We start from the raw sequence: 25,059 nt of genomic DNA, 5'->3' as shown, positions 1-25,059 counted from the left end.
CCTCAGCGCAGCTTGGGGTCGAGGGCGTCGCGGACCGCGTCGCCGAGCATGATGAACGCGAGCACGGTCAGGCTCAGCGCGCCCGCGGGCCAGAGCAGCATGTGCGGGGCGTTGCGGATCTGGGAGGCGGCGTTGGAGATGTCGATGCCCCAGGACACGGTGGGCGGGCGTAGGCCGACGCCGAGGAAGGACAGCGTCGCCTCCAGGGAGATGTAGGTGCCCAGCGCGATGGTGGCGACGACGATGACCGGGGCGACGGCGTTGGGCGCGACGTGGCGCAGCAGCATGCGGGCGTTGCCGGCGCCGAGGGCCCGGGCGGCCTGGACGTAGTCGTTCTGTTTGGCGGTGATCACCGAGCCGCGGGCGATGCGGGCCAGCTGCGGCCAGCCGAGCAGCACGATGAAGCCGACGACCGGCCAGACGGTGGTGCTGGTGACCACGGAGAGGAACACGAGCCCTCCGAGGACGACCGGGATCCCGAAGAAGACGTCCGCGACGCGGGAGAGCACGGCGTCGCCCCAGCCACCGAAGAACCCGGCGAGCCCGCCGAGGGCGGATCCGAGGAGGGCGGCGCCCAGGGTGGCGCAGATGCCGACGGTGATGGAGGCGCGGGCCCCGTAGACGGTGCGGGTGTAGACGTCGCAGCCCTGGGTGTCGTAGCCGAAGGGGTGTCCGGGGGCGGGGCCCTGCTGGGACTTGGACAGCTCGCAGTGGAGCGGGTCTCCGCTCGCGATGAGCTGGGGCCACAGGGAGATGACGACCAGGAAGAGGATCAGCAGGGCGGAGACGACGAAGACGGGGTTGCGGCGCAGCTGGTGCCAGGCATCGGACCACAGGGAGCGGACCCGCTCGCCGGGGCCGTCGGGGCCGGGCCCGAGGGGCTTGTCCAGGCTTTCGGCCTCCTCCAGCGCGAGGTCCATGGCACCTCCCTGCCCGGTCGGGGCGATGGCCTCGCCCGCGCCCGGCTGCAGCGGGTCGTAGGGCGGCTGCTGCTCGGGTTCAGGCATAGCGGATCCTCGGGTCCAGGACCGCGTAGAGCAGGTCGACGAGCAGGTTCGCCACGAGGAAGACGATGACGAGGATGGTCACGAAGCCCACGACGGTGGGTGAGTTGCCGCGCAGGATGCCCTGGTAGAGCTGGTAGCCGACGCCCTTGATGTTGAAGATCCGCTCGGTGATGATGGCGCCGCCCATCAGGGCCCCGATGTCGGTGCCGATGAAGGTGACGACCGGGATGAGGGAGTTGCGCAGCAGGTGGCGGGTGATGACCCGGCGGCGCGGCAGGCCCTTGGCGACGGCGGTGCGGACGTAGTCGGCCTTGACGTTCTCGGCGATGGAGGTCCGCGAGAGCCGGGTGACGTACGCGAGGGAGACCAGGGCGAGGACGATGCCGGGCAGGATCAGTTCGCCGAAGGGGGCGTCGGAGGAGACGGTGGGCCGGACCCAGCCCCACTTCACTCCGAAGAGGAACTGGATCACGTAGCCGGTGACGAAGGCGGGCACGGAGATGACGACGAGGGTGGCGACCAGCAGGCCGGTGTCGATCGCCTTGCCCCGGCGCAGTCCGCTGATCACGCCGAGGGTGATGCCGACGAGGACCTCGATGGCGATCGCGACGCAGGTCAGGCGGAGGGTGACGGGGAAGGCGGTGGCCATCAGCTCGGTGACCTTCTGTCCGTTGAAGGCCGTGCCGAAGTCGCCCTTGAAGATCTGCCCCATGTAGTGGATGTACTGCTCCCACAGGGGGCGGTCGAGGTAGAGGTCCTTGCGGATGCGGGCGACGGTGGCGGGATCGGGGGCCTTGTCCCCGAAGAGGGCCGCCACCGGGTCGCCCAGCGCGTAGACCATGAAGAAGATCAGGAAGGTGCTGCCGATGAACACGGGGATCATCTGGAGCAGCCGCCGGATCACATAACGTCCCATGGATGCTCCAGGGTGTCGGGCGCGGCGGCGGGGGTCAGCCGACCTTGATCTCGTTGTAGACGGGGACGCTGAACTGGTTCAGGGCGACGTCGGAGATCCGCTCGGAGTGGCCGGCGCTGCCGTTCTGGTACCAGAGGGGGATGGACGGCATCTGTTCGGCGAGGACCTTCTCGGCGTCCTGGAACCGGCCGATGGCCTTGGCGGTGTCGCTCTCCTGGTTGGCGTCGTCGATGGCCTTGTCGAACTCCGGGCTGCTGAACTTCCCGTAGTTGGAGGAGGCGCCGGTGTAGTAGAGCGGCTGGAGGAAGTTCTGGATGAGCGGGTAGTCGGCCTGCCAGCCGGAGCGGAAGGGGCCGGTCAGTTTGAAGGCGCTCTGCTGGTTGCGGAAGTCGGCGAAGGTACCGATGGGGTTGACGGTGCAGACGGGGCCTTCGCCGAGGGCGTTGTTGATGCTGTTGCAGACGGCGTCCATCCAGTCGCGGTGGGAGCCGGTGTCCACGTTCGAGGTGAGGGTCATCTTGCCGCCGGGCAGGCCGCCGGCCTCCTGGATGAGCTTCTTGGCCTCGGCGGGGTTGAACTTGCAGGCGTCGCCGCAGAGCGTGGACGCGAAGCCGCCCTTGTCGCCGAGGGCGGGCGAGGTCCAGTCCTTGGCGGGGGTGCGGGTCTCGCGGAAGATCTGCTGGGTGATCTCGTCGCGGTTGATCGCCATGGAGATGCCGCGGCGGACCTTGTCCATGCCCTCCTTGCCCCACTGGGGGTCGTACAGGGGGAAGGTGAGGGTCTGGATGATGAGGGCCGGCTGGTTGATGTAGCGGTCGCCGAGGTCGTTCTTGACGTTCTTGAGCTGCTGGGCGGGGACGTCGTCGACGAGGTCGAGGTTGCCGGAGATCAGGTCGGTGTAGGCGGTGTTGTTGTCGGTGTAGACCTTGAGGTCCACGCCGCCGTTCAGCGCCTTGTCCTCGCCGGGGTAGTCGTCCCACTTGCGCAGCTTCATGCCGGTGCCCTTGGTGTAGGAGTCCACCGTGTACGGGCCGTTGCCGACGGGCTTGTTCAGCCAGCCGGAGTGGTCGGTGAAGAAGGCCTTGGGCAGCGGGGAGAAGGCCTGGTAGCCGAGGGTCTCGGGCCAGGTGGAGAACTTCGACTTCAGGGCGACGGTGAAGGTCTTGGGGTCCTTGACCACCAGTCCGGACATGGCCTTCGCCTTGGGTTCCCCGGAGGCGGGGTGCAGGTCCTCGTAGCCGGTGATGCTGGCGAAGAAGGTGGCGTTGTTCTGCTTGTTGCGCACGTCCGCCGCGTAGTTCCAGGCGTCGACGAAGGACTGGGCGGTGACGGGTTCGCCGTTGCTGAACTTCCAGCCGTCCTTCAGGGTGATGGTGAAGTTCTGGCTGTCGGTGGTCTCGATCTTCTCGGCGACCATGTTGCGGGCCTCGCCGGTCTTGGCGTCGTAGCGCTTGAGGCCGCGGAAGAGCATGTCGAGGACCTTGCCGCCCTGCACCTCGTTGGTGTTGGCCGGCTCCAGGGGGTTCTGCGGGTCACCCCAGGAGGAGCTGACGATCCCCGCCGCGCCGCCACCGCCCCCGCCGCCGTCGCTCCCGCCGCCGCAGGCCGTCGCCGCGAGGGCGACGGCCACCGCACATGCGGCCCACTGGGCGTGGGTGGCTCCGCGCATGGACTGCCTCCTAGGGGTCCCAAGACTCACTTAGGGGCAATGTCACCTTATGGAGGGGTGCTTTCACTCCTGGTTGGCCCTTTTGCACCCTCGCGCCCCCCGCCTGTCACCCCTGGGGGTGCAACGTGAGCTCCCAGGTGTCGACCGCGTAGTGCAGGGCCATGCCGTGCGCCTCGTACAGGGCGAGGGCCCCGGTCTCGTTGAGGGTGTCCACGCCCAGGCCCAGGGTGTCGCGGCCGCGGGCGGCGTAGACGGCGAAGGCGTGGCGCAGGAGGTGGGAGCCGATGCCCCGGCCGCGGGCCTCCTTCCGTACGCCGATGTGGCTGATCCAGCCCATGCTGGTGCGGTCGTCGCGGGAGAAGAGGACGGCCGCGTCGCCCTGGCCGGGGAGGCTCGCGATCCACACCAGGGACCAGTCGAGGCGGCGGCCGTCGATGTGGTCGAGCCAGGCCTCGTACGTGCGGTGGGCGTGCCCGAAGTGGGCGGCGAAGGTCTCCTCGACCAGAGCGTGGGCACGGCGCCGGTCGGCCTCGTCGGCGGCGCAGTCGCGCAGGGCCGGCCCGCAGGGCGGGACGGGCGGCAGGTCGGCGGCGGGCGAGAGGGCGCGGGTCATCACCTGGTGGCGGCGGACGCTGCGGTAGCCGCGGCCGGTGAGGAGGGCGAGGTCGAGGGTGGGGCGGACGTTGAGCTGGAGGCGCAGGCGGGCGCCCGGTCCGGTGCCGGAGGCCATCCGGCGGGCCCGCTCCTCCATCCGGTGCAGCAGTGCCAGCGCGGCCCGGTGGTGGCCGGGCAGGACGTAGTGGTCGCCGTCGATCCTGCCGGGTCCGGAGTCGGCCCAGACGAGGGCGTAGGCGACGAGGCGGCCGCCCTCGAAGGCGAGCCAGGAGTCGGTGGCGAGGTCGACGTCCGGGTGGTTGAGGTCGGCCTCGACGGTGCCGAGGTCGGTTTCGGGCCGGCCGATCTCGACGAGGTCGACGGCGTTGAGCAGGGCGCAGATGTCCCGGGCGTCCCCGGGGCCGGCCGGGCGGACGGTCAGCGTGTCGGTGGCCATCGGCCCACTCTCGGCGGGCGCGGCGGCCGCCCGCAACCGGTTTGCCCGCAACCGGGCCGCCCCCGGCCCGCGCGGGCGCGGTCGGGGGCGGGCGGCGGGGCGGGTCGGTGCCTCAGGTGAGCTGGACGTTGGCGAGGTCCATGCGGCCCTGGGCGTCGACCTCGACGTGCGTCACGGCCTTGGTGTAGGCGGCGGCGGACATGTACGTGAAGACCGGGATGTACGGGAGGTCCCGGATGACGATGTCGTCGGCCTTCTGGTAGAGCTTCGTGCTGTCGGCCGGGTCGGTGGAGCGGTCGGCCGCGGCGAGGGCCGCCTCGAACTCCTCGCTCTTGTAGTGCCCGAAGTTGGAGCCGTTGGCGATGGCCTCCTTGGAGAACACCGGGCGCAGGTAGTCCTCGGCGGCCGGGTAGTCCATGGCCCAGCCCGTGCGGAAGGCGCCCTCGAACTTCTGGGCCTTCAGCTCGTTCAGCATGTCGCCGATCTTCGGGAAGGGCTTCGGGGTGACGTCGATGCCGAGGTTCGTCTTCAGCTGGGCGGCGACGGCCTCGATCCACTCCTTGTTGTCGCTGTCGGCGTCGTAGCCGAGGTCCATCCGGTTTCCGGGGATGCCGCCGGCGCGCTGGAAGAGCTCCCTGGCCTTGACCGGGTTGAAGATCCCGGCCTCGCCCAGGGCGCCCTTGCGGTAGCCGGGCACGATGGGGCTGATGAAGTCGTCGGCCGGCTTGCGGGTGCCGTTGAAGATGCTCTTGGCGATGGCGTCCCGGTCGATGGCCATGGAGATCGCCTTGCGGACGTCCGCCTTGCCGAACGCCTCGGGGTTGGCCTCCAGCGGGAGGCCGATGTAGCCGATGGAGGCTTCCGGCTTGTAGATGTAGCGTTCGCCGAACTCCTGGGAGACGGTGGGCAGCGCGGTGACCGGCAGCTTGTCGACTATCTGGAGCTTGCCCGCCTGGAGGTCGGCGTAGGCGGTGTCCAGGTTGTCGTAGATCTTGAACGTGACGCCGTCGAGCTTGGCCCGGCCGTCGCTGGGGTACTTGTCGTACTTCTTGACCTTGATCTGCTTGTTGTGCTCCCACCGGCCGTCCATCTGGAACGGGCCGTTGCCGATCGGCGCCTCGCCGAACTTCTGCGGGTCCGCCTCGAAGGCCTTGGGGAGCGGGTAGAAGGCGTTGTAGCCCAGCATGGTCTTGAACTGGGAGAACGGCGCCTTCAGCGTCACGACGAAGGTCTTGCTGTCGACGATCTTGAGGCCCTTGAGTTCCTTGGCCGTGGGAGTCCTGCCCTTGCCCGGCGCCAGCTCGTCGGAGCCCTCGATCTTGGAGAAGAAGCCCATGCCCTCGGCGTTGTTCTCCTGGTTGGCCCCCCAGTTCCAGGCGCGGACGAACGACTGCGCGTCGACCTTCTCGCCGTTGTGGAAGGTGAAGCCGTCCTTGAGCTTGATCGTCCAGGTCTTGGAGTCCGTCGTCTCGACGGACTCGGCGACGGCGAGCTTCGGCTCGCTGGTCTTGTCGTCGTACGAGACCAGGCCGGTGAAGAGCGCGTGGAGCACCTCGGCGCCCTCGGACTCGCCGGTGTTCTGGCCCACCAGCCCGTGCTGCGGTTCGCTCAGCCGTACGCTGATGTGGCCGCCCGTCCGGCCGCCGGCCGCCGGGTCGTCCCCGCCGCCGCAGGCCGTCATGGCCATCGCCAGCACGACGGTGCCGACGGCCCATTGGGCGCGCGTTCCTCCACGCATGGGAAATTGCCTCCTCAGGAGTCACTGTCGATGTGCTCGTGAGCCGACGCTCCCCACAGCGCTTGACCCGAGATGCGAGCTCGATGGGGCCATCCTCGGGGACGCCCGGACCCCTAGAACATACCTGAGCCGTCACGTTACCGAGCTGGTACGGGTACGCCGCCGGGCCCCGGGAACGCCGACCGGGCACGGCCGCGAACGGCCGTGCCCGGTGGGATGCGCGCGGGGGATCAGACGGGCAGGACCGTCTTCTCCTCGGCGAAGTGGCACGCGGACTCGTGCGCGGCCAGGGTGTCCTCACCCTGGAAGCGCTCCGGGACGGCCAGCAGCGGCACCTCGGTGGAGCAGATGTCCTGCGCCTTCCAGCAGCGGGTGCGGAAGCGGCAGCCCGACGGCGGGTTGGCCGGCGACGGGACGTCACCGGTCAGGATGATCCGCTCGCGGCCCTCGCGGGCCGCCGGGTCCGGCACCGGCACCGCGGAGAGCAGCGCCTGGGTGTACGGGTGGGTCGGGTGGTCGTAGATCTGCGCGTCGGTGCCGATCTCCGCCATCTTGCCCAGGTACATCACGCCCACGCGGTCCGAGATGTGACGGACGATCGAGAGGTCGTGCGCGATGAAGATGTAGGAGAGGTTGAACTCGTCCTGCAGCTTCGCCATCAGGTTGATGACCTGCGCCTGCACCGACACGTCGAGCGCGGAGACCGGCTCGTCGCAGATGATGATCTCGGGCTGGAGCGCGAGGCCGCGGGCGATGCCGATGCGCTGGCGCTGGCCGCCGGAGAACTGGTGCGGGTAGCGGTTGATGTACTCCGGGTTCAGGCCGACCACGTCCAGGAGCTCCTGGACCTTGCGCCGCCGGTCACCCTTCGGGGCCACCTCGGGGTGGATCTCGAAGGGCTCGCCGATGATGTCGCCGACCGTCATGCGCGGGTTCAGCGAGGTGTACGGGTCCTGGAACACCATCTGGATGTTGCGGCGCACGGCCTTGAGGGCCTTGCCCGACAGCTTGGTGATGTCCTGGCCCTTGTAGAAGACCTCGCCGGACGTCGCCGTCTCCAGCAGCATCAGCAGCTTGGCGACGGTGGACTTGCCACAGCCGGACTCGCCGACGATGCCGAGGGTCTCGCCCTGGTGCAGGTCGAAGGAGATCCCGTCGACCGCGCGGACGGCGCCGATCTGCTTCTTGAACAGGATGCCCTGGGTCAGCGGGAAGTGCTTGACCAGGTTGCGCACCTGCAGGATCGGCTCGCCGCGCTCGACGGGCGCCTCGATGGCGGCCACGGCCGCCGTCTCGGTCGCCGCCTCGACGACCTCGACCTCACTGATGCCGGGGGTGGCGTCCACGGCGTCATCCTTCTTGTCGAACTCAGCCATGGAGCTGCTCCTCGCGGAAGTGGCAGGCGCTGGCGCGGCCGGCCAGCTCGGTGCCGTCCTGCTCGGTCACCTGGAGCAGGGCCGGCATGTCGGTGCGGCAGATGTCCTGCGCCTTGGGGCAGCGCGGGTTGAAGGCGCAGCCCGACGGGGCCTTGAGCAGGTTGGGCGGCAGACCCTTGATCGCGTAGAGCTCCTGGCCCTTCTGGTCCAGGCGCGGGATCGAGTCCAGCAGACCACGGGTGTACGGGTGCGCGGGGCGCGAGTACAGCTCGTGGACCGGAGCCTGCTCGACGATGCGGCCCGCGTACATCACGGCGATCTTGTCCGCGACGTCGGCGACGACGCCGAGGTCGTGCGTGATCAGGATCAGACCCATGTTGTACTCGCGCTGCAGGTCCGCCAGCAGGTCCATGACCTGGGCCTGGACCGTCACGTCGAGCGCCGTGGTGGGCTCGTCCGCGATGATCAGGTCCGGCTCCAGGGCGAGCGCCATCGCGATCATGATGCGCTGGCGCATACCGCCCGAGAACTGGTGCGGGTAGTCGTCCACGCGGCTCCTGGCCGCGGGGATCTTCACCCGGTCCATGAGCTCGATGGACTTGGCCTTGGCGTCCTTCTTCGACATGCCCTGGTGGACGCGGAACATCTCGCCCAGCTGGTTGCCGACGGAGAACACCGGGTTCAGCGCGGACAGCGCGTCCTGGAAGATCATCGCCATCTTCGGACCGCGCAGCTTGCGCCGCTCGTTCTCCGGAAGCTTGAGGATGTCCTCGCCGCGGAAGAGGATCTCGCCCTTGGCGACCCGCCCGGGGGGCGAGTCGAGGATGCCCATGATCGCCTGCGCGGTCACGGACTTGCCCGAGCCGGACTCGCCGAGCACGGCCAGGGTCTCGCCGGAGGAGACGCTGTAGTTCACGCCGTTGACGGCCTTGACGATGCCTTCGCGGGTCGCGAACTCGACGTGCAGGTCGCGCACTTCGAGAACGGGCACCTCGGCGTCCCCGCCCTTCTGGCGGGGCGCGTCTGCGGTGATGCTTGAAGCAGTCATTTCGGTGGTGCCGCCCTTCTAGCGCAGCTTCGGGTCGAGGGCGTCGCGGAGCCCGTCACCGACGAATACGAAGCCAAGGACCGTCAGCACGATCGCGATGCTGGGGTAGGTCCACAGGAAGTCCTTGACCCCCATGAAGTCCTTGGCGGCGGCGAGCATGTTGCCCCACTCCGGGACCTCCGGGCTGACGCCCACGCCCAGGAAGGACAGCGAGGCCTCGGCCACGATGGCGCCGCCGACGCTGAACGCGGCGTAGGCCATCACGGCGGCGATGGAGTTGGGGATGATGTGCCGCAGGATGATCCGGCGGGTGTCCGCGCCGAGGGCGCGGGCGGCCAGCACGTAGTCGGCCTCGCGGACCGACAGGATCGAGCTGCGCAGCAGGCGGGAGACCGTCGGCCACGAGAAGATCGCCAGCGAGATGATCACCGGCATGATGCCCCGGCCCATCACGATGATGATGACGATGGCGCCGATCAGCAGCGGGAAGGCGAAGAAGACGTCGGCGATGCGCATGAGCACCGAGTCGGTGGCGCGGCCGAAGTAGCCGGCCAGCGCGCCGATGACGATGCCGATGAGGCACGCCAGGAGGATCGACGCGAGACCGATGATCACGGCGATGCGGGTGCCGTAGATGATGCGGGAGAACTGGTCGCGGCCGAGCGCGTCGGTGCCCAGCAGGTGACCGTTGCCCGGGTCCTGAAGGGTGTTGGTCAGGTCCTGGGCCAGCGGGTCTTGCGGCGCGATCAGCGGAGCGAAGATCGCGGTGAGGAACAGCAGCAGGACGAGGCCGAGGCCGACGACGGCCAGCTTGTTGGCGAGGAAGCGGTGGCGGATCTCGCCCCACTGGGTCACGCGGGCGACGGCCGGTTCGGCCTCCGCGTTCGCGCCCTGCGCCGGTGCGGTCGCGTCCCCCGCCACCGATGTGCTCTTGGTGAGCTCGGTCATGGGTAACTCCTAGAACGGGCTGCCTGAATCAGGCGAGACGGATGCGCGGGTCGAGGACCGCGTACAAGAGGTCGACGAGGAGGTTCAGCAGAACGAACACGGCGACGCCGAAGCTCACCACGCCGATGATGATCGGGTTGTTCTGCTGCTGGACCGCCTGGACCAGGGCGAGCCCGATGCCGTCCCAGTTGAAGATCGCCTCGGTGATCAGTGCGCCACCGAGCAGCGAGCCGAAGGAGATACCCAGGTACGTGACGACCGGGATGATCGAGTTGCGCATGACGTGCTTGATGAGCACGGTCCGCCGGGGCAGACCCTTGGCGACGGCCGTCTTGACGTAGTCGGCCCGCAGCACCTCCAGCATGGTGCCGCGCATGAGCCGCGCCACGAGGGCGGCGTCGAGGATCGCCAGCGTGAAGGCGGGCAGGATCAGCGACTTCATGGTGCCGTCGGAGATCAGCGGGACCCAGTCGAGCTGGACCACGAAGACCTTCTGGAGCACCATGCCGATCACGAAGGACGGGAAGCCGACGGCCATGGTGGTCAAGAGCGTGATCAGCACGTCCCAGAACGAGTATCTGAACAGCGCGGCGATCAGACCCGCCAGCAGGCCGATCAGGATGTCCAGGACGATGGCCGCCAGGGCGAGCTCGGCGGTGTTCGCCAGCTTCGGCCCGAGGACCTCCGTCACCGGCCGGCGCTGGGTGTAGTCCTCACCGAGGTCACCCTGCGCGAGGTTCGAGACGAAGTGCCCGTACTGCACGGGCAGCGGGTCGTTGAGGCCGTAGCGCTCGCGGAGCGCTTCGACGACGGCCGGGTCACGGGCCTTGTCACCACCGAGCGAACCCACAGGGTCGCCGGGGAGCACGAAAAGACAGCAGAAGAGAATAACCGTCGCACCGAAGAGAACGACGACCATCTGTCCGAGCCGCCGGATCACATATCTTCCCACGATGCCTCCTTCACATACCGGGCGTGGGGGTTGGCGGCATCATCCGATCGGGAGATTGGCCGCATCCGGGCGCGGATCGACGAGACTGAGGGGTGCGCCCGGGACTGGGCGAAGGCCGTGGGGACCGAAGTGTGACTCCGGGCCCCCACGACCTTCGCCTACCTGTTGATGAGGAGGCTCTTACTTGGCCGAGATCTCAGCGAGGTTCGGGTCCTCGAAGAAGTCCAGCTGGATGTTGTTGAACTTGTCCGTGGCCGCGAGACGGAACTGGGTGCGCTTCCACAGCGGGATGAGACCCTGCTCGTCGTCGACCGCGAGCTTCTCGGCCTCCTTGTAGACCGCGGCGCGGGCCGCCGGGTCCTTGGTGCCACGGGCCTTGGTGATCAGCTCGTCGAACTTCGGGTTGTTGTAACGGCCGCGGTTGTCACCGGCCGCCTTGCCCGTCGCCGGGTCCTCGTTGATCGAACCGGAGTCGAGCAGCGGGTACAGGAAGTTGTCCGGGGTCGGGTAGTCCGCGCCCCACGCCGAGCGCCACAGACCGCCGGTGCCCTTGTCCTGCTGCTGCGCCAGGGCCTCCTTGAACGGCTTGCCGTTCAGCTTGACGTCGAGCCCGAGGACGTCCTTCAGCTGCTGCGCGACGGCCTGGACCCACTCTTCGTGGCCGGCGCCGGTGTTGTAACCGAAGTCGAGGACGGTGCCCGGCTTCAGGCCGCCCTTCTCGGCGAACTGCTTGGCCTTCTCCTTGTCCTGCTTGACGCAGGAGGAGCAGACGCCGTCCTGGTAGGTGTCCGCGAAGGACGGCGGCAGGACGGAGGTGGCGGGCTTCTGCATGCCCTGGAAGACACCCTTGGCGATGGCCTCGCGGTCGATCGCGTAGGAGATCGCCTTGCGCGCGTCGGGGTTGTTCAGCGGGGCGACCTGGTTGAAGGCGACCAGGTAGTTGACACCGCTGGTGTCGGCCTCGATCCACTGCTTCTTCGGCGCGTACTTGGCCTTCGCGACCGGCTGCTGCGGCGTGGGCATACGGGCCCAGTCGAACTGGCCCGACTGGAAGCCCTGGTACTCCAGGGTGGAGCCGTTGGCCGCGTTCAGGATCGAGATCTCGACCTTGGCGAGCTTGGCCTTCTCGAAGCCGTAGTCGTCGTTACGGACGAGGGTGATGGACTTGTTGTGCTGCCACGAACCCTCCATCTTGAAGGGGCCGTTGCCGATCGGCGCGTCGTTGTACGCCTTGTTGCTGGCGGCGCCGGCGGCCTTCGGGACCGGGCTGAAGGCCTGGTGCACGGTCTTCTTGTCGAACTCGAAGTCGGCCTCGGAGAGCTCGACCTTCAGGGTGCCGGCGTCCGGAGCGGTCACACCGGCGAAGGTGGTGGCGCTGCCGCCGTTGAGCTCCTTGTAGCCGTTGACGCCCGCGAACGGGTAGGCGACGTCGGAGGCGGAGTCCTTGGCGACCACACGGGTCCAGCCGCGGACGAAGGCCTCGGCGTCGACGGGCTCGCCGTTCGAGAACTTGGTGCCCTGCTTGATCTTGAAGGTCCAGGTCTTGCCGTCGTCGCTGGTCTGGACCGACTCCGCGAGCTCGGGCTTCAGCTTGCCGTCGACCGTGGCGCTGTAGAGACCCGTGAAGAGGTTGTGCGTGATGAGCGCGCCCTCGGACTCCTGCGAGTTGAAGGGGTCGATCGCGGTGGGCTCGGTGATGCCCATCCGGAACGTGCCGCCCTTGGCGCCGTCGCTCTTGGTGTCCTTGTCGCCACTGCTGCACGCCGTGGCAGCCATCGCCACGATGACGGCACCCACGACCCACTTGGCGCTCGTTGCTCCGCGCATGGGTAATTGCCTCCTCAGGAGTCACTGTCGATGATGATGGGCCGTCCTCCGCTGACACCCCTGACAGCGAAATCCGGTCCCGTCGTGTGTGCTCGTGAGTCGACGCTCCCCACAGCGTGTGACCCATTGACCCGAGCTCAATGGAGCCATCCTCAGGGACACCCAGACCGTAAACCACACTTAAGTGGTCTCGTTTTCACAACATCACCGCATGGCGAAAACCCGAAATCCGGACAAACGGATAGGAGACAGACACGTGCGAAACGGACGGTTAGTTCATCTTCCGGAGCGTCACGGTCGGTATGCGGACACATGAGCGACACAATCCGTTTGACAAACGGCGACGGCCCCTCCCCGCACCGAACCGGTGCGGGGAGGGGCCGTCGCCGAACGTACGCGTTTCGGCCAGAAGCCTACTCGCTTGCTACTTGGCCGACTTGGCGCGCGAAGCGGTGCGCGAGCGCTCCTTCTGGTCCAGGACGACCTTGCGGATGCGCACGGCCTCCGGGGTCACCTCGACGCACTCGTCGTCGCGGCAGAACTCCAGGGACTGCTCCAGGGAGAGCTTGCGCGGCGGGACGATCGCCTCGAAGGAGTCGGCGGAGGAGGAGCGCATGTTCGTGAGCTTCTTCTCCTTGGTGATGTTCACGTCCATGTCGTCGGCGCGCGAGTTCTCGCCGACGATCATGCCCTCGTACACCTCGGTGCCGGGGTCGGTGAACAGCACGCCGCGCTCCTGGAGGTTGGTCATCGCGAACGCGGTGACCGCACCGGCGCGGTCGGCGACCAGGGAGCCGTTGTTACGGGTGACCAGCTGGCCGAACCACGGCTCGTGGCCCTCGTGGATCGAGTGGCCGATGCCGGTGCCGCGGGTCTGCGTCAGGAACTCCGTACGGAAGCCGATGAGGCCGCGGGACGGGACGACGAACTCCATGCGGACCCAGCCGGAGCCGTGGTTCGACATGTTGTCCATGCGGCCCTTGCGGACGCCCATGAGCTGGGTGACGGCACCCATGTGCTCCTCGGGCACGTCGATCGTCATGCGCTCGACGGGCTCGTAGGTCTTGCCGTCGACCTCCTTGGTGACGACCTGCGGCTTGCCGATGGTCAGCTCGAAGCCCTCGCGGCGCATCTGCTCGACCAGGATGGCCAGCGCCAGCTCACCGCGGCCCTGCACCTCCCAGGCGTCCGGGCGCTCGGTGTCCAGGACGCGCAGCGAGACGTTACCGATCAGCTCGCGGTCGAGGCGGTCCTTGACCTGGCGGGCGGTGACCTTGCGGTCCTTGACCGCGGTCTTGGCGTCCGCGCCCTTGCCGGAGCCGCCGCGGCCGACCATCGGGGAGGTGTTGGTGCCGATGACCATGGAGATGGCCGGCTCGTCCACCGTGATGAGCGGCAGCGCGATCGGGTTCTCCGGGTCGGCCAGGGTCTCACCGATCATGATCTCGGGGATACCGGCGACGGCGCAGATGTCACCGGGGCCGGCGACCTCGGCGGGCTTGCGGGTGAGCGCCTCGGTCATCATCAGCTCGGTGATGCGGACGTTGGAGATCGTGCCGTCACGCTTGATCCACGCGACCGTCTGGCCCTTGCGCAGCTCGCCCTGCTCGACGCGGAGCAGCGCGATGCGGCCCAGGAAGTTGTCGGCGTCGAGGTTGGTGACGTGGGCCTGGAGGGGGGCCTCTTCGTCGTAGGTCGGGGCCGGGACGTGCTCCAGGATGGTGGAGAAGAACGGCTCCAGGTTGTCGCTGTCCGCCGGGACGGTGCCGTCCTCCGGCTTGGTCAGCGAGGCGACGCCGTCACGGCCGCAGGCGTAGACGATCGGGAACTCGATCTGGTCCTCGTCGGCGTCCAGGTCCAGGAACAGGTCGTAGGTCTCGTTGACGACCTCGTCGATCCGGGAGTCCGGGCGGTCCGTCTTGTTGATGCAGAGGATGACCGGCTTGCGCTGCTGGAGGGCCTTGCGCAGCACGAAGCGGGTCTGGGGCAGCGGACCCTCGGAGGCGTCCACCAGCAGGACGACGGCGTCCACCATCGACAGACCGCGCTCGACCTCGCCACCGAAGTCGGCGTGGCCGGGGGTGTCGATGATGTTGATCGTGATCGGGGCCCCGCCGTCCTTGGGGTGGTACTTCACCGCCGTGTTCTTGGCGAGGATCGTGATGCCCTTCTCACGCTCCAGGTCGTTCGAGTCCATCATGCGGTCGTCGAGCTGCTGGTGGGCGGCGAAGGCACCGGCCTGCTTGAGCATGGCATCGACGATGGTCGTCTTGCCATGGTCGACGTGGGCGACGATGGCGACGTTACGGATGTCGTGGCGCGTGGGCACTTCGGCGCTTCTCCCGGGATCGTGGATGGCGTCGCGTACGGCCTGGCACGCGAGCCTCTGCCGGGCGGTAAACCTGCCACGGCCTTACCCCATCGTACGTCGATCGGGGGGAACCGCCTGCCGGGGGGTCTGTCAAGGGGCTGTGCGACTGAGGACGGCCGGGGTGTGGGTGGGGGGTCCCGGCCGTGGATGGAGCCTGTGTTCATGCGGGTCAACGGGTAGGCACGACCTTGCCCGCCGGGGATCCGGCGGGCAAGGAACTTGAGTCACTTCTGAGCTTGCTACCCGCCGGTCAACCCGACAGGCCCCGTTTTTTCACCACTTCTTCGCCGCGGCGCCTTCCGGGCCGGCTCCGGCCCGGACCGCTCCTGCGCGCTACCTCTTCCCGGCGTCCTTCGCGTCCTTCGCGCCCTTCGCGGCGGAGGGCTTCTTCCAGCCGATGTCCTGGAACCGGGGCGCCCCGAGGCCGAAGGCGCCCGCGTTGGCCAGGCCCGGCTTGGCGGCCACCAGCTCGGGCCGCTGGTAGAGCGGGATGGAGCCGGCCGCGGCCCAGATCCGGGCGTCCGCCTTGCGCATCAGGTCGCGGGCCTTCGCCTCGTCCAGCTCGCCGGCCGCCTGGTCGAAGAGCTGGTCGATGTGGTCGGTACCGACCCGGGTGTAGTTCTGCTCCACGAGCAGCGAGCCGTCGGCGGCCGGCTCCGGCTTGGCGAAGATCGGCCGGGCGTCGGTCGCCGGGAAGGCCGTCGCGGGCCAGGAGTACAGGGCCAGGTCGTACTGGCCCGAGGCGATGTGGTCCTTGAAGAAGCTCTCGTCGGGGACCTTGGTCGTCTGGGTGCTGATGCCGATCTTCTGGAGCGTCCGCGAGATCCGCTCCCCGACCGCGCGCAGCGCCTCCGAGCCGGGGCCGGCCGGCAGGACGAAGCGCAGGTTGAGCTGCTTGCCGTCCTTGGCGAGCATGGCGCCGGAGGTCCGGGGGGCCGTCTGCTGGGCCGGAGCCGGCGCCGGGGTGGCCCGGGCGGGCTCCTTGGCGTCCTCGCCCCCGTCCTCGCCGTCCGCCTTCGCCGCCGCCCTGGCCGCCGCGGCCGCCGCCGCGCGCTTGCCGTCCTCGATGGCGCCCGCCTGCGCCAGCAGCACCTCCTCCTGCTGGGCGGCCAGGGAGGCCGGGGCCAGCGCCGGGGAGGGCCGCTCGCCCGTGACGCCCAGGGCGGGCTCCCCCGCGAAGGGGGCCGGGCCCTGCTGGAGCGCCCGCGGGCCCGCGACGAGGGCCGCGCGGGCTCCCGGCCGGCCCTGGCGGTCCGGGCGGTCCCTGCGCACGGCGCCGTTGCGGCCGTCGTCCTGGCCCACGATGTAGAGGCCGTCGTCGCCGGTGCCGTCCCCCGGCCCCGGCTTGGCGGCCGCCGGGGCCCCGGCACCGCCCGCCGGGGTCTTGCCGTCGTCCGTCGCGCCCTCGCCCTCCGGGCCCGCCTTCGCGGCCGGCTCCGTGAGCTTGCCGCCCCTGCGCCAGCCCGCGTCCGCGAGCAGGGCCTGGGCCGCGTGGGTGTCCTGGCCGCCGAGGGCGTCGCTGTTGTCGGCGTACGCCTGCTGCCCGGCCAGGGCCAGGTGGCTGCCGACGGGCTTCGCCGGCAGGCCGAGCGGCTTGAGGACGATCTCCGCGAGCTCCTTGCGGTCCAGCGCCCGGGCGATCGCCCGGCGCACCCGCTCGTCGGCCAGCGGCCCGGACGCCCCGTTCATCGCCAGCTGGGTGTACGAGGGCTCCAGCGACTTGCGGACCTCGAAACCGCGCAGGGCCGACTGCTCGTCCGCGTACTTCTTCACCGCCTCGGCGTTCTTCTGCCGGCTCTCCTGCTCCTCCCTGGCCTTGGCCTCGTCGGCGCCGTGGGCCAGCGCCCAGGAGAGGGTGGCCTGCGCCGGCGTCAGGGAGGCGCCCGGGCCGTGGCTGCCGTCGACGCGGCCGGCGTCGCGGTGGGCCAGGGCGATGCGGTCGGCGCCCGCGCGGTCGATCTCCGCCAGGTCCACCTTGCCCTCGGCCAGCGCGGCCGGGCGGGCGGCGCGGGCGACCGCCGTCAGCACCAGGCTGTCCAGCTTGGCGGGACGGCCCCACCAGCGGGGGTTGCGGGTCAGGGCCGCGGTGCCGGTCTTCTTGTCGACGGCCCCCAGGTTGAAGGGGCCGGCCGTGACCTTGAGGGCGCCCCGGGCCCCCTCGTTGAAGGCCTCCGGGGTGCCCATGACCTGCTTGGGGTAGAGCGGGGTGAACAGGGAGCGCCAGTCCGCGTACGGGCGCACGAAGGTGACCTTGACCTCCAGGTCGTTCTTGCCGCGCTCGATCTTCTCGATCCGCTCGTAGCCGGCGTTGCGGGCCGTCCAGTACGCCGAGTCCTTGCCGTTCAGGGCCCGCCACTGCGCCACGAAGTCGGGGGCGCCGATCTCCCGCCCGTCGCTCCACACCGCCTTCTGGTTCAGCCGGTACACCACGACCTGCTTGGGCTCGCGCGCGACGACCTCGGCCTTCTCCAGGTAGTCCGGATTGGCCACCGGCCGCCCCTTGGCGTCCAGGGTGAACAGCTGGGGCAGGACCGCCCCCGCGATCCGGCCGGTGGTGGCGTCCGCGTCGGCCTGGAAGCTGTTGAGGGTCTCCGGCACGGAGTCCACCGCCCAGCGCAGCACCCCGCCGTCGGCGACCTGCTCGCGCGCCGTCAGCGCGATGTCCGGTCCGGCGGCGGCCGGCCCGCCGTCGTCCTCACCCGCCCCGCAGCCCGCGAGGAGCGGCAGTGCAAGGACTCCCGAGGTGAGGAGCGCCAAGGACCTGCGCGTTCTCTGCGTCATGGGTGGTACCTCCGGGGCGGGGCGTGGAGCCGTGAAAGAGGGGGGCCTTGATCACGTTCGGCGGTATATGGAGCTGATCACACTGGTGCCGAAACCCACTGAAATGGACAGCCCGCCGGGTCCTCCGGACCGGACCCGCGCCACGCCGCGAACCCCACCCGTGCGGACCAATCCCGGTTGCGGCCCGGACGGGCGTTCCCTCGTTCGAGGGATGAAAATGGGGGCAGGGAGGGGCGCACGGTTTGCGCCTGCGCGCCCGGAATCGCTGCACGTCCCTTCACAACCGGGGACGGGAGGCGCGACACTCGCAGGCGCCCGTGAGCGTTGCCACCGCACCCCCGCGGAAGTGAGGTCACGTCATGTCCCTGCAAGACGATCTGACGGCCGTACGTCGCAACCTGAACGATCTGGTCCGCTCGGTGGAACGGCTGGAGCAGGACGTCGCCCGGCAGTCGCCGGCCGCCGCCACCAGGCCCGCCGGCCCGTCCGGGATGGTCTCCGTCCCGGACACCCCGTACGACCAGTCCAAGTGGACGGACACCGACGACGAGGGCCTCGGCGTCCGCGACCGCCGCGCCCCCTGAGACCCGGCACCGGCCACCCTCGGCACACCCCCATCTGGCCCGGCCGCGCGAGCGGCCGGGCCTCCTGGGCCACCCCTCATCGCACTCCACCCGGAGTTCTCCTTGGCCACAGGCACGGAACCATCCCGGCAACGGCCCGGCGGGGTCCACACCCCCTCCCGGGCCGCCATCACGGCCCGGCACCTGCGGACCGACCGGTGGTGGCTCGCCCCCGCCGGCACCGCGGCCGGGCTGCTCGCCTTCATCGTCTACTCGACCTGGCGGGCGTTCGCGAACGCCCACTACTACGCGGCCCCGTACGTCTCGCCGTTCTACTCCCCCTGCCTGGCGGAGAACTGCGCGACGATGCGCGGCGGCCCCAACCTCGACCTGTTCGGCAGCTGGTGGGGCCTGTCCCCCGCCCTGCTGATCCTGGTCTTCCCCCTCGGCTTCCGGCTGACCTGCTACTACTACCGCAAGGCCTACTACCGCGGCTTCTGGGCCTCACCGCCCGCCTGCGCGGTCGCCGAACCGCACGCCGGGTACACCGGCGAGACCCGTTTCCCGCTGATCCTCCAGAACGCCCACCGGTACTTCTTCTACGCCGCCGTCCCCGTCGCGGGGATCCTCACGTACGACACCGTCCTGACCTTCCGCGACGGGCACTACGCGTGGGGGCACATGGGCCTCGGAACCCTGCTGTTCCTGGTCAACATCACGCTGATCTGGGCGTACACCCTGTCCTGCCACTCCTGCCGGCACATCATGGGCGGCCGCCTGAAGCACTTCTCCCGGCACCCGGTGCGCTACCGCCTGTGGAGCTGGACGGGCCGGCTCAACACCCGCCACATGCAGCTCGCGTGGGCGTCGCTGATCAGTGTGGCCCTGTGCGACTTCTACGTGTACCTGCTGGCCACCGGCACCTTCACCGACCCGAGGATCTTCTGACATGACCCAAGTCGACCGGCAGCAATGGGACGTGGTCGTGGTCGGTGCGGGCGGCGCCGGACTGCGCGCCGCGATCGAGGCCCGGGAGCGGGGCGCCCGTACGGCGGTGATCTGCAAGTCCCTCTTCGGCAAGGCCCACACCGTCATGGCGGAGGGCGGGATCGCCGCCTCCATGGGCAACGCCAACGCCCACGACAACTGGCAGGTCCACTTCCGCGACACCATGCGCGGCGGGAAGTTCCTCAACCAGTGGCGGATGGCCGAGCTGCACGCCAAGGAGGCCCCCGACCGGGTGTGGGAGCTGGAGACCTGGGGCGCGCTCTTCGACCGGACCCCCGACGGCAGGATCTCGCAGCGCAACTTCGGCGGCCACGAGTACCCGCGCCTCGCCCACGTCGGCGACCGCACCGGCCTGGAGCTGATCCGCACCCTCCAGCAGAAGATCGTCCAGCTCCAGCAGGAGGACTTCCGGGAGCACGGGGACCACGAGGCCCGGCTCAAGGTGTTCCAGGAGTGCACGGTGACGAGGGTCCTCAAGGACGGGGACCGGGTGTCGGGCACGTTCTGCTACGAGCGGGAGACCGGCCGCTTCTTCGTCCTGGAGGCCCCGGCGGTGGTACTGGCCACGGGCGGCATCGGCAAGTCCTTCAAGACCACCTCCAACTCCTGGGAGTACACCGGCGACGGCCACGCGCTGGCCCTGCTCGCCGGAGCGCCCCTGCTCAACATGGAGTTCGTGCAGTTCCACCCCACCGGCATGGTCTGGCCGCCGTCCGTGAAGGGCATCCTCGTCACGGAATCGGTGCGCGGCGACGGCGGGGTGCTGCGCAACAGCGAGGGCAAGCGGTTCATGTTCGACTACGTCCCCGACGTCTTCAAGGAGAAGTACGCCGAGACGGAGGAGGAGGGCGACCGCTGGTACGAGGACCCGGACCACAACCGGCGCCCGCCCGAGCTGCTCCCCCGCGACGAGGTCGCCCGGGCCATCAACGCCGAGGTCAAGGCGGGCCGCGGCTCCCCGCACGGCGGGGTGTTCCTGGACGTGTCCACGCGGATGCCCGCCGAGAAGATCAAACGGCGGCTCCCCTCCATGTACCACCAGTTCAAGGAGCTGGCGGACGTGGACATCACCGCCGAGCCCATGGAGGTCGGGCCGACCTGCCACTACGTGATGGGCGGCATCGCGGTCGACTCCGACACCGCCGCCACCGTCGGGGTGCCGGGGCTGTTCGCGGCCGGCGAGGTCGCGGGCGGGATGCACGGCTCGAACCGGCTCGGCGGCAACTCCCTCTCCGACCTGCTGGTCTTCGGCCGGCGGGCCGGACTGCACGCGGCGGAGCACGCGGCCGGCGGCGGGGAGCGTCCCGCCGTCTCCCAGGAGCAGATCGACGCGGCCGCCGCCGAGGCGCTGGCCCCCTTCCACGCCGACGAGGGCGCGGAGAACCCGTACACGCTCCACCAGGAGCTCCAGACGACGATGAACGACCTGGTCGGCATCATCCGCCGCGAGGCCGAGATGGCCGAGGCCCTGGAGCGGCTGGCCGCCCTGCGCGTCCGCGCCGCCCGCGCCGGGGTCGAGGGGCACCGGCAGTTCAACCCGGGCTGGCACCTGGCGCTGGACCTGCGGAACATGCTGCTGGTCAGCGAGTGCGTGGCCCGCGCGGCCCTGGAACGCACCGAGAGCCGGGGCGGGCACACCCGCGAGGACCGCCCGGCGATGGAGCGGGCGTGGCGGCCGGTGAACCTGCTGTGCCGCCCGGTCGACCCGGCCCCCGCCGATCCGGCGGCCGACCGGATCGCCCTCGAACACGTCCGGACCGACCCCATCCGCCCCGACCTGCTGGCGCTGTTCGAGAAGGACGAGCTGGCCAAGTACCTCGCCGAAGAGGAGCTCTACGGATGACCACCTACGACGCCCGCTTCCGGGTCTGGCGGGGCGACGCGGAGGGCGGGGACCTGCGGGACTTCACCGTCGAGGTGCACGACGGCGAGGTGGTCCTGGACATCGTCCACCGGCTCCAGGCCACCCAGGCCCCGGACCTGGCGGTGCGCTGGAACTGCAAGGCGGGCAAGTGCGGCTCGTGCAGTGCGGAGATCAACGGACGGCCGCGGCTGATGTGCATGACCCGCATGTCGGTCTTCGACCGGGCGGAGACGGTAACGATCACCCCGCTGCGGGCCTTCCCGGTGGTGCGGGACCTGGTGACGGACGTGTCGTTCAACTACGAGAAGGCGCGGTCGGTGCCCGCGTTCGTGCCGCCGGCCGGGCTGGCGCCGGGCGAGTACCGGATGCGGCAGGTGGACGTGGAACGCTCGCAGGAGTTCCGCAAGTGCATCGAGTGCTTCCTGTGTCAGGACACCTGCCACGTGGTGCGCGACCACGAGGAGAACAAGCCCGCCTTCGCCGGTCCGCGCTTCCTGATGCGCGTCGCCGAGCTGGACATGCACCCCCTGGACGCGGCCGAGGAGGCGGGCCTGGACCGCAAGCGCACGGCCCAGGAGGAGCACGGGCTGGGCTACTGCAACATCACCAAATGCTGTACGGAGGTCTGCCCGGAGGGCATCAGGATCACCGACAACGCCCTGATCCCGCTGAAGGAACGGGCGGTGGACCGCAAGTACGACCCCCTGGTGTGGCTGGGCAACCGGATCCGCCGCCGTTCGCCTTCCGACCCCCGGTAGTTCACTTCACGGTGGAGAATGCCCCCTGGACGACCGTCGACCGTCGGGTGACGTGGTGTCAGGGGGCTTCGCGGTGCGGGTGGGGGAACTGCTGGCGGACCGGTACCGGCTGGAACGCCGGCTCGGTGCGGGCGGCATGGGCGAGGTGTGGGCGGGGCACGACCTGGCCCTGGACCGGCCGGTGGCGGTGAAGGTGCTGCTGGAGGCGGCGACCGACGCGGAGCTGATCGCCCGCTTCCGGCGGGAGGCCACGATCGGGGCGCGGCTCCAGCACCCCGGGATCACCGTGGTGCACGACGTGGGACAGCACGAGGGGCGGCTGTTCATCGTGATGGAGCTGCTGCCCGGGGAGGACCTGGGCGCGGTCCTGGCCCGTGAGCGGGGCGGCCTCCCGGTGGCGCGGGCCGTGGAGCTGGCCGCGCAGACGGCGGAGGCGCTGGCCGCCGCGCACGAACGGGCGGTGGTCCACCGGGACCTCAAGCCGCAGAACCTCTTCCTGCTGCCCGGGGGCCGGCTGAAGATCTGCGACTTCGGCATCGCGCACTCCGCGGACGCGACGGCGGGCTGGACGGTCACGGGCCGGATGTTCGGCACCCCGCCGTACATGGCGCCCGAGCAGTGGCGGGGCGAACACGTGGACGCCCGGTGCGACCTGTACGCGCTGGGGTGCGTGCTGTACGCCCTGCTCGGCGGAGAGCCGCCGTTCGGCCAGACGGAGGGCCCGTACGTCCTGATGCTCCGCCACATCGAGGATCCGCCGCCACCGCTGCGGGAGGCGGGGGTGACGGTACCGGCGGAGCTGGAGGCCCTGCTGGGCGCCCTGCTGGCGAAGTCCCCGGCGGACCGGCCGGAGTCGGCGGAGGCGGTGGCCCGCGCCCTACGGCGGCTGGAGGCCGGGGCCGGGGCCGGGACGCCGGCTGAGGACCCGGGCCCGGACACCACCGCGGGCGGAGGGCCGGGCGGGGGCCGGGGGCCGGGCGGAGATCCGGGCGTCGGACAGGCACCGGACGGGGAGCCGGACGGCGAACGCGCACCGGCCGGGGAGCCGGGCGGCGGACGGGAGCCGGGCGGTCCGGACGGTGGGGGCCGGCTCGGCGGTGACGGCACGGTCGCGTTCGTGCGGGAGCTGCTCGCGGAGGCCGAGGAGGCGTTGGGCGGGCTGCCCGTCGGGGCCGGGGACGTCCGGGTCGAAGGGCTCGCCCTCGCGGCGGAGGCGGCGGCACGGTTCGACGCCGGGCTCGCGGGACGCCTCCTCGCGGACGCCGAACGCTGGGCGTGGGCCGACGGCGGCGGCGACGGCGCCCGGGTGGCCGGACTGCTGACCGGCCTGGCCCGGCGCATCTCACGGGACGCCCCCGCGCGCACCGAACGGGTCCTCACCGACGCCCAGCAGGCACTGTTCCCGGTGTTCGGACCGCGCCGCGCGAGCCGGCTCCGCAAGGTCGCGGAGGAGCTCGCGGCGGTGGCCCCCGAGCGCGGAGTACGGCTGGCCCGGCGGCACTTCCCGGGCAGCGCCGCGGAGGAGGCGGTGCTGGCCCGGGCGGCCCTGGCCAGCGCCCCCACCGACCTGGCGCGGGCCGAGCACTGGCTGGCCCGGATCCCGAGCGCGGCCGTCCGCGCGGCCGCCGAGTCCAAGGCCGTCACCGCCGTCGCCCGGCAGGACCTGCCCGCCGCGCTGCGCCTGGCCGCGCGGATCCCCGTCGGCGGGTCCCGGGTGCGGGCGCTGTGCCGGGTGGCGGGCGAACGCCTGGCCGTCGGGGACCGGGCCGGCGCGGTCGACGCCCTCGACCGCGCCGAGGAGGCCCTGGCCGAGCTGGTGGCGGTGCCCGGGCAGCGGGCGGAGGAGGTGGAGGCGGCCCGCGGCGCCCTGAAGGCCGCCCGGGACCTGAACGCCGAGGGCCCCCGCCCCGTCCTGGAGCCGGCCACCGCCCGGGAGCGGGCCGCCGCCGCGCGGGAACTCGCCGAACCGGCCGAGCGGGGCCGCGAACTGGCCTGGATCGCCCGGGACTGCGCGGCGGGCGCGCCCTGGCTGGACTCGGCCGCCGCCGACCCCGGCACGCGTCCGCCGCGCACCGTGACCTCGGCGCCGGGCAGGGCCGGCGGCCTCCTCGCCGGGCCGGGCGGGTCACGGGCGGAACGCTGGCGGGCCGAGGACGCCCGCCCCGACGCGCTGTACGCGGCCGGGCAGCGGGTGGTGTGGACGGCCGGTTGCGAGGTGGGGTGCGCGGAGGCCGACTCGGGGACCACGCGCTGGACGGCGTACGCCGACGAGGGCGTGGCGGCGCGTCCGCTCCCCGAGCCGGAACGGGTGTGGTGCGCGGCCGACGCGGACACCGTGTGCGTGGTGGTGGAGACGGACGGCGGTCCGGGCGCGCGCCTGGTGGCCCGGGAGCCGGCGGACGGCCGGGTGCGCTGGTGGCGGGACCTGCCGGGGGCGCCGGCCGGGCTGACGCCCGCGCCGGGTGTGCTGCTGCTCGCGGGGGACGGCGAGCTGAGCGCCCTGCGCAAGGACACCGGCGAGCGGGTGTGGCGGCAGCCGGTACCGGAGGCGAGCCCCCGCACGGTGACGCTGTCGGACGAATGCCTCGTCCTCGGCGACGGCCACCGGCTGAGCGCCCTGCACCTGCCGACCGGGGCCCCGCTGTGGTCGTGGCCGCGCGGCCACGGCGCCGGCGCACGGGAGGCCCCCGACCTGCCGGCGGGCACCGTGCACGTGTTGGACGGGGGCGTGGTGCGGGCGCTGGACCGGCGCAGGGGCTACGAACTGTGGCGCTTCGAGCCGGGCGCGGCGGCGGACCGGCTGCTGGTGGAGGACGGGGTGGTGTACGTGGCCGCGTACCGGCCGGAACAGGGCTGGGACACGGTGTCCGCCCTGGACGGGGGCAGCGGGGCGGTCCGGTGGCAGCAGCCGCTGACCCGGCGCGAGGGCACGGACTGCGTACTCGAACTGCTGGGCGTCCGACGGGGCGTCCTGTACGTCCGCTCCACGCACGGAGGCCGCCGGGGCCTCCTGGGACGCGGGGCGCCGCCGTTCGTGACGGGCCTGGAGGTCCCCACGGGCCGCCCCCGCCGCCTCTGGGAACACGAGTCGGCGGCAGGCCCGGCGGTGACCTTGGCGGGCGACACCCTGATAGCGGCAACACCCGTGCTGACGGGGGTGGGGTTGGCGGGATGACCCCTTG

At 70.9% G+C, this 25,059-nt stretch carries 17 protein-coding genes; 5 read left to right on the top strand and 12 right to left on the bottom strand.

All coding sequences use genetic code 11. The annotated features are described in order from the left end of the window. Window positions 1-2: 2 nt before the first annotated feature. From ACZ5NJ_RS18295 to ACZ5NJ_RS18240, 12 genes are all read right to left on the bottom strand, one after another. Window positions 3-1,007, bottom strand: a complete 1,005-nt coding sequence (locus ACZ5NJ_RS18295) for an ABC transporter permease (protein WP_468766058.1) — start codon at window positions 1,005-1,007, stop codon at window positions 3-5. Next, window positions 1,000-1,923, bottom strand: coding sequence for an ABC transporter permease (locus tag ACZ5NJ_RS18290; protein WP_468766057.1), 924 nt, complete (start codon window positions 1,921-1,923; stop codon window positions 1,000-1,002). Before ACZ5NJ_RS18290 ends, ACZ5NJ_RS18295 begins: the two co-directional genes overlap by 8 nt. Window positions 1,924-1,957: 34 nt before the next feature. Next, complete coding sequence (locus ACZ5NJ_RS18285) at window positions 1,958-3,592, bottom strand: peptide ABC transporter substrate-binding protein (protein WP_468766056.1); 1,635 nt, start codon at window positions 3,590-3,592, stop codon at window positions 1,958-1,960. 106 nt (window positions 3,593-3,698) lie between these two features. Beyond that, window positions 3,699-4,643: a GNAT family N-acetyltransferase gene (locus ACZ5NJ_RS18280; RefSeq protein WP_468766054.1), complete on the bottom strand. Its 945-nt coding sequence runs from the start codon at window positions 4,641-4,643 to the stop codon at window positions 3,699-3,701. 112 nt (window positions 4,644-4,755) lie between these two features. Continuing rightward, window positions 4,756-6,381, bottom strand: a complete 1,626-nt coding sequence (locus ACZ5NJ_RS18275) for a peptide ABC transporter substrate-binding protein (RefSeq protein WP_468766053.1) — start codon at window positions 6,379-6,381, stop codon at window positions 4,756-4,758. 230 nt (window positions 6,382-6,611) lie between these two features. Beyond that, complete coding sequence (locus ACZ5NJ_RS18270; RefSeq protein ID WP_468766052.1) at window positions 6,612-7,757, bottom strand: ABC transporter ATP-binding protein; 1,146 nt, start codon at window positions 7,755-7,757, stop codon at window positions 6,612-6,614. After that, entirely contained in the window at window positions 7,750-8,805 is a 1,056-nt protein-coding gene (locus ACZ5NJ_RS18265) for an ABC transporter ATP-binding protein (RefSeq protein WP_468766051.1), read from the bottom strand. Before ACZ5NJ_RS18265 ends, ACZ5NJ_RS18270 begins: the two co-directional genes overlap by 8 nt. Before the next feature lie 18 nt (window positions 8,806-8,823). Further along, window positions 8,824-9,753 carry an ABC transporter permease gene (locus tag ACZ5NJ_RS18260; RefSeq protein WP_468766050.1) on the bottom strand — a complete coding sequence of 310 codons (930 nt, stop codon included), beginning with the start codon at window positions 9,751-9,753 and terminating at the stop codon, window positions 8,824-8,826. Between the two features lie 28 nt (window positions 9,754-9,781). After that, the gene (locus tag ACZ5NJ_RS18255) at window positions 9,782-10,705 is read right to left on the bottom strand and encodes an ABC transporter permease (RefSeq protein ID WP_468766049.1); all 924 of its coding nucleotides are present in this window, start codon (window positions 10,703-10,705) and stop codon (window positions 9,782-9,784) included. Window positions 10,706-10,885: 180 nt separating this feature from the next. Continuing rightward, window positions 10,886-12,532: a peptide ABC transporter substrate-binding protein gene (locus ACZ5NJ_RS18250; RefSeq protein WP_468766048.1), complete on the bottom strand. Its 1,647-nt coding sequence runs from the start codon at window positions 12,530-12,532 to the stop codon at window positions 10,886-10,888. Window positions 12,533-12,956: 424 nt separating this feature from the next. Next, entirely contained in the window at window positions 12,957-14,861 is a 1,905-nt protein-coding gene (typA, locus tag ACZ5NJ_RS18245; protein WP_468766046.1) for a translational GTPase TypA, read from the bottom strand. Window positions 14,862-15,236: 375 nt separating this feature from the next. Beyond that, window positions 15,237-17,684, bottom strand: coding sequence for an ABC transporter family substrate-binding protein (locus tag ACZ5NJ_RS18240; RefSeq protein WP_468766045.1), 2,448 nt, complete (start codon window positions 17,682-17,684; stop codon window positions 15,237-15,239). Between the two features lie 359 nt (window positions 17,685-18,043). Here ACZ5NJ_RS18240 and ACZ5NJ_RS18235 point away from each other — a divergent pair, with 359 nt between their 5' ends. From ACZ5NJ_RS18235 to ACZ5NJ_RS18215, 5 genes are all read left to right on the top strand, one after another. After that, complete coding sequence (locus tag ACZ5NJ_RS18235) at window positions 18,044-18,268, top strand: hypothetical protein (protein ID WP_468766044.1); 225 nt, start codon at window positions 18,044-18,046, stop codon at window positions 18,266-18,268. Window positions 18,269-18,370: 102 nt separating this feature from the next. Then, window positions 18,371-19,195, top strand: a complete 825-nt coding sequence (locus ACZ5NJ_RS18230) for a hypothetical protein (protein ID WP_468766042.1) — start codon at window positions 18,371-18,373, stop codon at window positions 19,193-19,195. A gap of 1 nt (window position 19,196) precedes the next feature. Beyond that, entirely contained in the window at window positions 19,197-21,098 is a 1,902-nt protein-coding gene (locus ACZ5NJ_RS18225; protein WP_468766041.1) for a fumarate reductase/succinate dehydrogenase flavoprotein subunit, read from the top strand. Next, entirely contained in the window at window positions 21,095-21,877 is a 783-nt protein-coding gene (locus ACZ5NJ_RS18220; protein ID WP_468766040.1) for a succinate dehydrogenase/fumarate reductase iron-sulfur subunit, read from the top strand. The genes ACZ5NJ_RS18225 and ACZ5NJ_RS18220 overlap by 4 nt, the downstream gene beginning before the upstream one ends. Window positions 21,878-21,929: 52 nt before the next feature. Then, complete coding sequence (locus ACZ5NJ_RS18215) at window positions 21,930-25,052, top strand: protein kinase domain-containing protein (protein WP_468766039.1); 3,123 nt, start codon at window positions 21,930-21,932, stop codon at window positions 25,050-25,052. Window positions 25,053-25,059: the final 7 nt, after the last annotated feature.

It is taken from the genome of Streptomyces sp. NPDC032091, assembly GCF_055580265.1.
The sequence above is the reverse complement of the archived record's forward strand: the minus strand, read 5'-3'. Positions and strand labels throughout refer to the sequence as shown.